The sequence below is a fragment of the Paraburkholderia sp. CNPSo 3272 genome, from assembly GCF_024206495.1.
Classification (GTDB): domain Bacteria; phylum Pseudomonadota; class Gammaproteobacteria; order Burkholderiales; family Burkholderiaceae; genus Paraburkholderia.
Genome location: NZ_JAMBPQ010000021.1, coordinates 123485 through 134568 on the forward strand (window position 1 = coordinate 123485; position 11084 = coordinate 134568).

At 63.6% G+C, this 11084-nt stretch carries 13 protein-coding genes and 1 pseudogene; 11 read left to right on the plus strand and 3 right to left on the minus strand.

The features are described 5' to 3' along the window. The first annotated feature begins 169 nt into the window (after positions 1-169). The 3 genes from M3I53_RS23965 to M3I53_RS23975 all read left to right on the plus strand — a co-directional run bounded on the left by M3I53_RS23965 (position 170) and on the right by M3I53_RS23975 (position 4183). Positions 170-1489: a tetratricopeptide repeat protein gene (locus M3I53_RS23965; protein WP_254318328.1), complete on the plus strand. Its 1320-nt coding sequence runs from the start codon at positions 170-172 to the stop codon at positions 1487-1489. 145 nt (positions 1490-1634) lie between these two features. Next, positions 1635-2819, plus strand: a complete 1185-nt coding sequence (locus M3I53_RS23970; RefSeq protein ID WP_254318329.1) for a TIGR03118 family protein — start codon at positions 1635-1637, stop codon at positions 2817-2819. A 158-nt stretch (positions 2820-2977) separates the two neighbouring features. After that, positions 2978-4183 (plus strand): NAD(P)/FAD-dependent oxidoreductase, encoded by a 1206-nt coding sequence (locus M3I53_RS23975; protein ID WP_254318330.1) that lies wholly within the window; start codon positions 2978-2980, stop codon positions 4181-4183. Between the two features lie 96 nt (positions 4184-4279). On the opposite strand, the gene M3I53_RS23980 is transcribed toward M3I53_RS23975, so the two are convergent. After that, on the minus strand, positions 4280-4795 hold the full coding sequence (locus tag M3I53_RS23980) for an Rrf2 family transcriptional regulator (RefSeq protein WP_254318331.1): 516 nt from the start codon (positions 4793-4795) through the stop codon (positions 4280-4282). 197 nt (positions 4796-4992) lie between these two features. Between M3I53_RS23980 and M3I53_RS23985 the strand changes: the two genes are divergently transcribed. The 4 genes from M3I53_RS23985 to M3I53_RS23995 all read left to right on the plus strand — a co-directional run bounded on the left by M3I53_RS23985 (position 4993) and on the right by M3I53_RS23995 (position 6813). Further along, complete coding sequence (locus M3I53_RS23985; protein ID WP_254318332.1) at positions 4993-5373, plus strand: BON domain-containing protein; 381 nt, start codon at positions 4993-4995, stop codon at positions 5371-5373. A 163-nt stretch (positions 5374-5536) separates the two neighbouring features. Continuing rightward, positions 5537-5821, plus strand: a complete 285-nt coding sequence (locus tag M3I53_RS23990) for a hypothetical protein (RefSeq protein ID WP_254318333.1) — start codon at positions 5537-5539, stop codon at positions 5819-5821. Positions 5822-6240: 419 nt separating this feature from the next. Continuing rightward, positions 6241-6534, plus strand: coding sequence for a TIGR01841 family phasin (phaP, locus tag M3I53_RS38680; RefSeq protein WP_375542571.1), 294 nt, complete (start codon positions 6241-6243; stop codon positions 6532-6534). 81 nt (positions 6535-6615) lie between these two features. Next, positions 6616-6813, plus strand: coding sequence for a hypothetical protein (locus tag M3I53_RS23995; RefSeq protein ID WP_254318334.1), 198 nt, complete (start codon positions 6616-6618; stop codon positions 6811-6813). 58 nt (positions 6814-6871) lie between these two features. Here the strand turns inward: M3I53_RS23995 and M3I53_RS24000 are convergent, their stop codons facing one another. Then, complete coding sequence (locus tag M3I53_RS24000) at positions 6872-7039, minus strand: hypothetical protein (RefSeq protein ID WP_254318335.1); 168 nt, start codon at positions 7037-7039, stop codon at positions 6872-6874. A gap of 198 nt (positions 7040-7237) precedes the next feature. Here M3I53_RS24000 and M3I53_RS24005 point away from each other — a divergent pair, with 198 nt between their 5' ends. The 3 genes from M3I53_RS24005 to M3I53_RS24015 all read left to right on the plus strand — a co-directional run bounded on the left by M3I53_RS24005 (position 7238) and on the right by M3I53_RS24015 (position 8659). Next, positions 7238-7831, plus strand: a complete 594-nt coding sequence (locus M3I53_RS24005) for a J domain-containing protein (RefSeq protein ID WP_254318336.1) — start codon at positions 7238-7240, stop codon at positions 7829-7831. Positions 7832-7968: 137 nt separating this feature from the next. After that, positions 7969-8244, plus strand: coding sequence for a hypothetical protein (locus M3I53_RS24010; RefSeq protein WP_254318337.1), 276 nt, complete (start codon positions 7969-7971; stop codon positions 8242-8244). Between the two features lie 118 nt (positions 8245-8362). Then, positions 8363-8659, plus strand: coding sequence for an H-NS histone family protein (locus tag M3I53_RS24015; RefSeq protein ID WP_254318338.1), 297 nt, complete (start codon positions 8363-8365; stop codon positions 8657-8659). 37 nt (positions 8660-8696) lie between these two features. Here M3I53_RS24015 and M3I53_RS24020 read toward each other — a convergent pair whose 3' ends face one another. Further along, a complete protein-coding gene (locus M3I53_RS24020; protein ID WP_254318339.1) occupies positions 8697-9458 on the minus strand; it encodes a YoaK family protein in 762 nt (253 codons plus the stop codon). Positions 9459-10302: 844 nt separating this feature from the next. Here M3I53_RS24020 and M3I53_RS24025 point away from each other — a divergent pair. Continuing rightward, a pseudogene (locus M3I53_RS24025) lies at positions 10303-11084 on the plus strand (hypothetical protein); the annotation flags it as partial.

Sequence of the window (11084 nt, forward strand, 5' to 3'; positions counted from 1 at the left end):
GGCAGTCGCCGTGTCCGAGCGTTGGTCAGGAGATAACACCCGCTACGCGCGAAATTCGCGAACCTAGCCAAACCCCCCGCAGTCAGCGTTTGACAGCGCTGGCACACTCGATGCGTTCACGCTGACCGACAGTTGGGCCCAGCCAACTGCAGCCGAGCCGAGGTGCAACATGTCGAGCGTTCCGGATCGCAGGCCAGGTGGCTTGTCGCATGTGTGGTATCTGATCGGGTGGATCAGCCGCTTGCCAGGAGCGGCGTGGCCTTTTGTGCTCCCCTGGATCATCCTGGTCCTGGCCGGTCCGTTTTGCTGGCTCGTCATCTCCGGCGCGCTCACGCAGCACGTGCTGGTGCCACCGGTGGAAACACCGAAAGCGCTTGCCGACGCCGGCTATACCCCCGAATTCCTGGCAGAACGAATTCTCGCTGCAATGCGTGGGATAAGCGGCGACAGCGACGCGGTCCCGCACGATGCCTCGCTGGCCGACAACGACAATCCGGATATCAAGCTGCCGGGTGAGGACATGTCCTATTCCTCGATCGTCGGCTTTCTGAAATCGACGCTGTTCAGGAACAAGCAGGACGTGGTCGTCCATATCGGCATTACCCATGCGAACGGCAGCGCGGATGCATATGTCGCGCATATTCAGATCGAAAATGGGCCATTCAACGCCATGCACGACGACGTTGCGTTCACCGGCAATGACTTCAACCAGTCGATGCGGGACATCGCGACGAAGGTCATGCGGCTCGTCGAACCGAATACGCTCGCGAGCCATGTCTTCGCAGCGGTGCAAAAGACACGGTGTTCGCCGGGCCAATGCGACTACAGCGAGGTCGAAGCCATCTATGACGATGTCCTTGGCCGGCCGGGCTCAATGCAACACCAATGGGCGCTCGCCGGAAAAGGCTGGCTGCTGCTGCGGCAAAACCGCTCCGAGGAGGCGGAGCAGCAGTCGCGCGACGCGCTTTTGCTGTATCCGCACTCGGCCGTCTTGAGGGCCAATCTCGGCATTGCGCTCGAGCAGGAGCGGAGAATCGATGCTGCGATCAAGGAGCTGAGAGCGGGTGCTCACGAGCGGTGGAGTACTGCAGAGAACCAGCGCTTGCTCGGCGACGTCCTGTTGCACGCGCACCGGTACGCCGAAGCCCTCGGCGCGTTCCATCGCGCAGATGAAATGCACCGCGACGACGTGAACATCCTGCATGACTGGAGCGAAGCGCTCATCGACAATGGACAATACGACGCGGCGATCGTCAAACTGGCGCACGCGGTGGAACTCCGTCCCGATTTCGCGCCCTCGTATGAACTTTGGGGGCAGGCGCTGGAAGGCGAAGGCGATTTCTCTCATGCAGCGCAAAAGTATGCCGAAGCGGACAAGCGCGACAGCGGCGCGCTGAATCCGCACGAGAAGCAACTCGCTCTGCTCGGTACGCCGCGCAGATTGCCGCCGGTATCGGCAAGGCTGCAGGCACCGGATCGTCACGCATAGCGCTCGTCGCCCGCCATGCATTTTCGCTGGCTGGTTCCGTCATGCGATCGCCCGCGGAACAAGCCCTTTTTCTTCGCTGGAATAAACGCCGCATCCTTCTCGTTCTTTGTCCGTTAGTCCCTTGGACTGAACGAGGAGTGCGGTCATGAAGTCTCTACTCGCCGTATTCGGCGTCGTAGCATGTGGTGCGGCCATCGCGACGCTCGTGTCGTGCGGCGGCAGTTCCGGTTCGAGTTCGGGTCCCAGCAGTGCTAGTGTGGCCGCGCCATCGTCGTTCACGGCGACCGCGCTCGTTTCCGATGGTGCGGTGGCGGCCGCGCACATCGACGGGAATCTGAAAAACCCGTGGGGTGTCGCCTTCAATCCGAATGGTTTTGCATGGGTGGCGGACAACGGCACGAATGTCGCAACACTCTATGACGGCAACGGCGTGCCGCAATCGCTGATCGTCGCGATACCCAGCGGCAAGAACGGCACAGCATCGCCCACGGGCATCGTCTTCAACGGCACACAAAGCTTCACCGTCACGGAAAACGGCAAGTCCGGCCTCGCGGCGTTCATCTTCGCGGGCGAGGGCGGCACCATCACCGCGTGGGCGCCAACGGTCGGGCCGACCAACGCATTCGTCATGTACGACGACGGCGCGGGCGGCGCCGTGTACAAGGGGCTCGCGCTCGCGACGATGAACAACGCGAACTTCCTCTACGCGAGCGACTTCCATAACAACAAGATCGACGTTTTCAATACCTCATTCAACAAGGTCACCATGCCCGGCGGCTTCACGGACCCGGCGATGCCGGCCGGCTTCGCGCCGTTCGGCATTCAGGCGATCGGTTCGAATCTGTTCGTCACGTATGCGATGCAGGACGCGGCGAAGCACGACGATGTTGCAGGCGCGGGACTCGGCATGGTCGACGTGTACGACACGGCCGGCAACCTGAAGCAGCGCTTCGCGGCGGGCAGTCCGCTCGACGCGCCATGGGGCATTGCGCAAGCGCCCGCGAACTTCGGCTCGATGAGCGGCGCGATATTGATCGGCAATTTCGGTAATGGCGCGGTCAACGCGTTCAATGCATCGAGCGGCCAGTCGATGGGGCCGCTCACCGGGTCGAACGGCAATGCGCTCGTCGAGCCAGGCGTTTGGGGCATTGCGTTCGGCAACGACATCAGCAACCAGCCTTCCAATACACTGTTTTTCGCCGCGGGGCCGAATGACGAAGCCGATGGCGTGTATGGACGAATCGATTTGAATGCGACTTCGAACCCAGCCACGACCACGGGCACAGGTACCGGCACAAGCACGGGGGGAGGCACGAGCATGGGCATGTAGGGCCCGGCCACGCGGCATCGTTGTCTGATTCGTCAACAGTGCGTCCCAAAGAGGGGGCTTGCGCGGTTAAACTACGACTCATAGAATCGGAGTTATGCGTTGCGCAGGCGCGGCGCGGGTCCACCGATATCACGTATCCCTGCACTGGAGAAGCACACATGTCGAAGCGTATTCTTGTTATTGGGGCCGGCTTCGCCGGCATGTGGAGCGCGCTAAGCGCGGCGCGGCTGCTCGATGAGCAGGGGCGCGCGGACGTGGAGATCACGCTGGTCGCGCCGGACCCGCATCTGCATGTCCGGCCGCGTCTGTACGAAGAGGGCCCCGCGAACTTCCGCGCGCCGCTCAGGGAAATCTTCGATGCGACTGGCGTCAAGTTCATCCAGGGCACGGTCGAGCGCATTCACGTGGAGCGCCGGGCCGTGGATCTGACCGATGTCGATGGCCAGTCCTCTACGCTCGGCTACGACCGCCTCGTGCTGGCTACGGGGAGCCGGCTGTTCCGCCCGTCGATCCCGGGCCTGGCCGATCACACCTTCAGTGTGGACCAGACCGACGAAGCGGTCGAACTGGAAACGCACATCCGCAGTCTGGCCAGCCAGCCGGACTCGCCCGCGCGCAATACCGTGGTGGTGGCGGGCGGCGGATTCACCGGCATCGAGACCGCGGCGGAAATGCCGGCACGCCTGCGCGCGGCGCTGGGCGAGCAGGCAAATGTGAAGGTGGTCATCGTCGAGCGTAACGATGCGATCGGCCCCGATCTGGGCGCGGGCCCGCGTCCCGTTATCGAAGAGGCGCTGGGTTCGCTCGGCGTCACCTGGAAGCTCGGCTCGGGCGTGGCTTCAGTGGATGCCGGCGGCGTCACGACAACGGATGGGCAGCGTATCGAATCGCACACGGTGATCTGGACGGCCGGGCTGCGTGCGAGCGCGTTGACCGCGCAGATTCCGGGCCGCCTCGACGCCATGGGGCGTCTTCACGTCGATCGCAATCTCGCGGTGGAGGGCGTGCCCGGTGTCTACGCGACGGGCGACGTCGCCCGCGCAGCCACCGACGACGAAGGCAATCACACGATGATGTCGTGCCAGCATGCGATGAACCTGGGGCGCTCGGCAGGCCACAACGCAGCAGCCGATCTGCTCGGCCTCGCGCCGATTCCGTATAGCCAGCCGAAGTACGTGACCTGTCTGGACCTGGGCCCGTGGGGCGCGGTCTACACGGAAGGTTGGGAGCGCGAGGTGAAGCTTCAGGGCGCCGAGGCGAAGAAGCTCAAGCACCGGATCAACTCCGAATGGATCTATCCGCCTCGCGCGGACCGCGAGCAAGCGCTCGCCGCCGCAGATCCGCTGCGCATCGTGGTTGCCTGATCCTTCAGGATAACGACGGATCTGACTGGACGCGGAAGCCTCGTTGGAGGCGCCGCGTTTTCTCGCATGATCGACGGCCTCGCAAAGCGACGGTCGTTACCCGCGCCGATTGGCTGCGCGCTCCGTGAACCAGTCCACCACATGGTGGTGATAGCTGGCCGGCGCCTTGGAGTACGCGCGGGTGGCGAGATCGGCAATCGAGTGTTGTTTGAGCTCCGCTCGCACGGCGCGCTCGGCGCCCTGCATCACGGCATGGATCGAGCAGGTGCCGCGCGTGGCCCATGCGGGCGGCTCGTCGTCGAAAACGGCACATTGCCGGCGCACTTCGCGACAGTCGAACAGCGCCTTTTCGCCGTCGATGGCGTCGACGACATCCAGCACCGAAATATTGCGCGCGGGTTTCGCGAGCCTGAAGCCGCCGCGTATGCCTTCGGTCGACTCGACGATGCCGGCCTTGGCGAGGCGCGTGAAGAGCTTGGCTGCGTAATCGACGGGCACCCCCTGCATTTCGGCGAGGTCGCGCACGCTCGCCTCGCGCACGCCGGCCGACGTGCCGGCAAGATAGAGCAGGCAATGCAGCCCGTATTCGACGCCCGTGCTGATGTGTGACATGGTTATACGACGACCTTCTGTATCGGAGTTGTTAGGGTAGCGCAGTGCGGCGCCGAAGTCATCCGCTGCGTCGTCGTATGCGCTCGGACAGGCAGGTGGCGGGGCAGGCCATCGAGAACGCGACGCGTGAATTCCTGTGCGAACATACGCGTAGAAGAGGCGGTTTGCCTCGGCTGACTCGACCCGACGGAGGCAGCATGAACAGAAACGGTGCGAACGGAACGATCGGCGCAATGGTATTCGTGGCTATCGCGACCTGCGCTGCCAGTGCGAACGCTCAAACCGAGGGGAGCGAGCCGGCCGGTGTGGCCGTGCTGAGAGTCTCGGCATCGACACCCGGAAGCCGGCCGGATACCTCAGTGGTGCGTGACGTTCGCCGTGCCATCAGGCGCGTTCCGGATCTCGACGATTCGGACATTCACATTCGGGTCAGCCGTGGCGTCGTTACGCTCTCGGGCACAGTCCCGGAGACTTGGCAGATCTCGCGCGCGGGCAATGCTGCACGGCCCGTGCTCGGCGTGAAGGCCGTGACGAACCGCTTGAAAGTCCAGAAGGGGGATGCCGCGGCCAGCGAGTAATGTCTCGCGAGCGTTTCCACCCGAGGCAACGCCGCCAGGAGGCGACTTCCGATCTTTCCTTACCCCACGAACGCTCCCTAGTGGCCAGTTCAAACTTGCCTTGCACTGACGCAAAATACTGTATAAATTCACAGTATGTGTTTACGTCCAGTAGGAGCGTCGCATGGAATCGCTAATTCGCATTGTGAATGACGAAGACCGTCAGGCGTTTGAATGGCTGGTGGCAAATGTAGGGGCGGATCGCGTGTCCGCTGCGAGCCGGCGGTTGGCTGAGGGAGGTAAGCGGCCGTTCGTATCCGCGCTGTGCCGATACCTCGGTGCGTGGCCGCCTGCTGCGCGTCGTGCCCGCAAGGTGGAGCCCGTTCATACGGCCGTTGGCGATCTGCATCTGGCGCGCATACGCGAGATGCTTGCGCAACGCAATGCGGTGAAAGTCACTGCGTATTGATCGCCCGCTCACCCTTGCTTGCGAGCGCAACAGCGCTGCACTCACATTCCGCTTGCGATCAATCCTCATCGCAAGCGGTACCTTGTTTGACGTCTTGCATCTCCGGACGGCGCGAAACCCGTAATTCGTCTTTCTTGTCTGACTGGCGGAGATCCAGGCTGACAAGTCAACTTTTCGCAAGCCTGTTCTGCACTTGCGGCCGCCAAACTCCAAGGTGAAACCATCCGCGTAATGAATTGGGGAAACTCCCGACTCAACTAGCATTCATGAGGCGGATTTAACAAAGTTAGAATCAAGGCTCTAGCCCGACACCGACATGCGCTTCTGAATGGGCAACGGCACTCGCGTTGAGAAGCCATACATCAAACGCGGTCGATACAGACATAACGATTGATGAAATGCACGGTGGGTAAATTAGTATGTCTAATCAAAAATTCGCGGCGGCGGCAAGCGAATCGTGGGCCGCACAGTTCACTACGTTGACCGGTCATCTATTCGACGGTTTTTGTGAACTCTCGCGCCTGAATCTCGCGACTTGCAGGTCGATATTCGCTGGTTCGCAACAGCACTTCGAAGGCATGTTGTCCGTGCAGACGCCCGAGCAATTTGTCCGCAACCAGGTCGAGATATTACCGTGGGTTGCTTTGCAGGCGGCCGGGTACACGCGCGCATGCATGGACATTGCGTCGGAGACTGTGGCGAAGCTGCGGTAGTACGCACGGCATTCGGGCCGCGAGTGCTCGCGCAGTCGCGAACAAGCGTGATCAAACAGGATCAAGCGGGAGGGAAATAACATGTTGAGCCCCCACGAACTTGCCACGTTGATGCTGATAAAGAACGCCCCGGGCAGGATCGAGCCGAACCGGGAGGAACTCGGTGCGCTTCGCGATCTTCACCTGGTCATCGTCGATACGCCCGAATCCGGCTTCCCTACGCCCCGCGTGACGCCTCAAGGCGATGCGCTACTGAGAGCGGTCGCCCGAGTGCGCTGATCGGCGGTCGAGACCGCATAGTCTGTCACATGGACGGGCTATATTCAGAGTGCGTTGCTCACAATTGGGTTGCGATCCGCATGGATCCGAGGAGGCTGACGTGGACCAGTCCTGGCTGGGTATGGCTGCCGGCACGATCGTGCTCGTAATAGCCGCAGTTGGTGTCACCGCTCACTACCGGCGCGAAAGGCGCAGGGCCGATTTGCTGCGCAATCTCGATCATCACGAGTGGTGTCGCTGGACCCGGGTTCGACGCTGAGAACCCGGGTGCTGCGCGCTGGCGGCGCGGGCGGAGTTCGATCTCCGCTGCCCGTTTGCTTAGGACAATTGATCGGTTGCCGCCTGGCGATCGCCATCGCTCGCGCGGTGCGTCTGCGGACGACATGCTACGATCGACCGCATCTCACTTCCATTTATGCGAGCCATGGCGACGTTGTATGACTTGCTGGGCGTAAGCGACGACGCGAGCGAGGCCGACATCAAGCGGGCCTACCGCAGGGCCGCGATGAAAGCGCATCCCGACCGTAATATGGGACGCGAAGCCGCTGCTCATGCGCAGTTCCAGGAGATCAAGGAGGCTTACGCGATTCTTTCCGATCCGGCGCAGCGCAGCGTCTACGACGCGGTCTATGCCAAGGAGATGGGGCGTATGGCCCGCGAGCGGGAAGATGAGGCGCGTTCGCAGGAGGCGGCGCGCCAGGAGGCGTATGCGCGGCACGTGAGCGTGGCCATGCGCTTCGCGGAGCAGGGCTACAACCGCGACGTCGTGTTCGGCGCACTGCTCGCCGGCGATTGCGAGTCCCAACTGGCCGGGCGCATTGCCGACGGCGCTGTCGCGCTGCACCTGTCGAGACAGGCGGAGAACGCCACGCCGCGCAATGCCGCGGAGCCGCACGAGGCTGCGCCGCCGTCTTCATCGCACGGCGCAGGGGGCGAGGAGTCGCAAAAGTCCGACGATCGCCGTCACGCCAACCTCTTCAGTGCGATCTGGCACGGTATGTTCGGGTTACATCCCTGAACGCGTCCCGTTGCCAAAATGCGCCGAACAGGCAGGAGCGGGGGTACGATAGTGATCGACATACTACTCAGCGTGGCCACCCTATGACTTCTAATTCACATGCCGCCCGCGATGTCGACACAGAGGCATTGGCAACCTTGTCCGAGTACCTGGAAATTGCGCTCGACAAGGGGGGAAGCCTGATTCTCGTTCGAACGCCTGGCGGGAAAAACGAGGTCTATCTGGGCGATCCCGCGCTGTTGCCGGAAGACTGGGCACACCTCGGCGCGATTCCGGAGCCGGTGGCCCGGGCGATACTTGAGGGTACGCGTTCCGGGCTCAACGAACTGACTATCCAGGAGCAAAGCTATCGTTTCGTGCGGTTGTTCGCCCAGGTTGCCGATGCGGGGGCAATCGTCTTCGTCACGGCCTGAACGGTCTTCTGCGTGAGCTTGCTGTGCCTGCCGCGAATGTCATGCGATCACGTTGGATGGGGGCGTAAGCGAAAGCCACTATGATTAGCGAATGGTGTCCACGCGCAGGAGACGATTCGTGGCAACGTACAAGGAACTGAAGGCACAACTCGCGGAACTCGAGCGTCAGGCGGCCGTCGCCCGTCAGCAGGAGTTCGAGACGGTTCTCGCCGATATTCGCGCAAAGGTGGCCGAATTCGGGTACACGCAGCAGGACATCTTTGGTAGTCGTCGCGGCAGGTCGGGGCTTTCGCATAGCGCGGCGCCACCGAAATATCGCGATCCCGCAAGCGGCGCGACCTGGTCCGGCAGGGGACGCGCGCCGAACTGGATCAAGGACGCGAAGAATCGCGATCGGTTTCTGATAAGCGAATGAGTTGGCGGTATCGGCCCGCTTGCGACCGACGTACTCGTCAAAAAAGGTCGCGCAGCGGCAGGCGACGCAAATCGTCGGTGACCGGCACGCTCGCCAGGATCACCAGTAGCATGGACAACGGAACGCCCGCGGCAAATCCGAAATGCCGGAAGGCCACGGCGCCTAGCGTTCCGCCAAGCAAGAACATTCCGAGCAGGGAGCCGAGTACGCGTACGCGCTGCATGTCGGCCGCCACGCGATGCGACGCTGAAGACGGCACGCCCCAGTTCCAGTAGAGCGCCTTTCCAAGTTCGATTCCCAGATCAGTCACGATGCCGGTCACATGCGTCGTGCGGATTTCGGCGTGCGAGATTTTCGTGATCATGGCGTTCTGCACGCCCATGATGTAACAGAGCACGGCTACCGTCAGCGGCACGAAGAGAACGCGATGGATGCCGAGATTCGTGCCGAGCGCGGCGAAGCAAAGGAGCAGCGCGGCTTCGAGCATGAGCGGCAGCGCGTAGACGCTGCGCGCGCAACGGCAGCGTCCCCAGTTGATCAGAATGGCGGAAGTCGCGGCGCCGCTCGCAAAGGCAAGGACGGAACTGATAGCGGACAACGCGATGCCGCTATCGCCGAGCGCGGTGCTGTCGGCAAGCGACGAGACGATGCCCGACATATGCGAGGTGTACTGCCCAACGGCGAGGAACCCGCCCGCGTTGATTGCACCGGCGACCCAGGCCAGCGCACGGCCAAGCCGCAGGTTGGCCTGGTCGGTGCGTTCGACAGAGGTGAAGCTGCGCAGATAGTGAATGGGCACGACGGCGTTCCGGGATACGAGCGTCGAAACGCACAGTGTACGACGCGCACCGATTGCACGGCCCAACGCCATCGGGCGTTTGCGGTGCGGTTGTTTGCCGCAGGGCTCGCCACGTTGTCGTGAATTCGTGTAGCCCGCTTGCAGATGTCTATTTCGAGCGAGCCCCGGCTCGCTCGAGCGTCAGCAAGAATGGAAGGCTGCGCAGCGCAGTGAGGTCGCTCAGGCTTGCGCTTCGGGTATCGTCTGGACGATCAATCTGTAAAGATCGTTGAGATTGTCCTCGGTCTCGAGGCACACGCCCGCGCGCAACGCGGGCAGCATGTCGGCGCCGCCGAGTTCGTACCGTGTGAGCGCCAGTTCAAGCGCGCGCGAGCATGAATGCGCTTATGGCGTGCTCGTCGGCGTCAGAATTGGCGGTTCATAACCGCCTGTATCTACGGCGAAACCCGCTTTGGTTGTGCCGCCCGCGCCATGCGGTCCATGGTTGTTCGCAGCCCGTGCAGGACCGGCGCCGCTGCCCGTGCCACCCGCGCCCGGCGGACCGTAGTCGTTTGCAACCGGCGCGGCAGCTGGCTTCGCGACCGCAACAGGGGCCGGGGCCGCCGCGGCCGGCGGGGCGTAGTTCGCAACCGGCGCGGTGGCTGCCCCGCTGCCCGTGCCTCGGACCGACGCGGTCGTACTCGGTGGCGGGGCAGTGTCGCTCCCGGCTGGCGTGGGTATCACCAACGCATTCGGCCGATAATCCGAGCGCGGCGGTGGGCTATGAGCGTTTGTAACCGTTGCGTCGACAATTGGCACCGGAGGAGGGGGCGGTACGATTTCGACCACGGCCGTCCGTGCACTCATGCCTGGTGACCCACCGCGGCCCATAGGTCCGCCGGGCCCGCCTGAGCTCGCGCTGCCTGAGGAACTGCCCGCACTCGAACTTCCGCCTGCACCGGCGCTACTGCCACCTGAGCTACTGCCACCGGAGCTGCCTGCGCCGGAGCTGCCTGCGCCGGAGCTGCCTGCACCGGAACTGCCAGCGCCGGAACTGCCTGCGCCGGAGCTACCTGCGCCGGAACTGCCTGCACCGGAACTGCCTGCGCCGGAACTGCCTGCGCCGGAACTGCCCGCGCCGGAACTGCCCGCGCCGGAACTGCCTGCGCCGGAGCTACCTGCGCTGGAACCGCCCGCGCCGGAACTGCCTGCGCTGGAACTGCCCGCGCCGGAACTGCCTGCGCCGGAACTGCCTGCGCCGGAACTGCCTGCGCCGGAACTGCCCGCGCCGGAACTGCCTGCGCCGGAGCTACCTGCACTGGAACTGCCCGCGCCGGAACTGCCTGCGCCGGAACTGCCTGCACCGGAGCTACCCGCGCCGCCTTTGCCTGCCCCAGAGCCACCCGCGCCGGAACTGCCTGCACCGGAGCTACCCGCGCCGGAACTGCCCGCGCCGGAACTGCCCGCGCCGGAACTGCCTGCGCCGGAACTGCCCGCGCCGGAACTGCCTGCGCCGGAACTGCCTGCGCCGGAACTGCCCGCGCCGGAGCTACCTGCACCGGAACTACCTGCACCAGAGCCCGAGCTTGATCCTGAGCCCGACCCAGAGCCTGAGCCCGACCCAGAGCCGTGGCCACCGCCCGCACC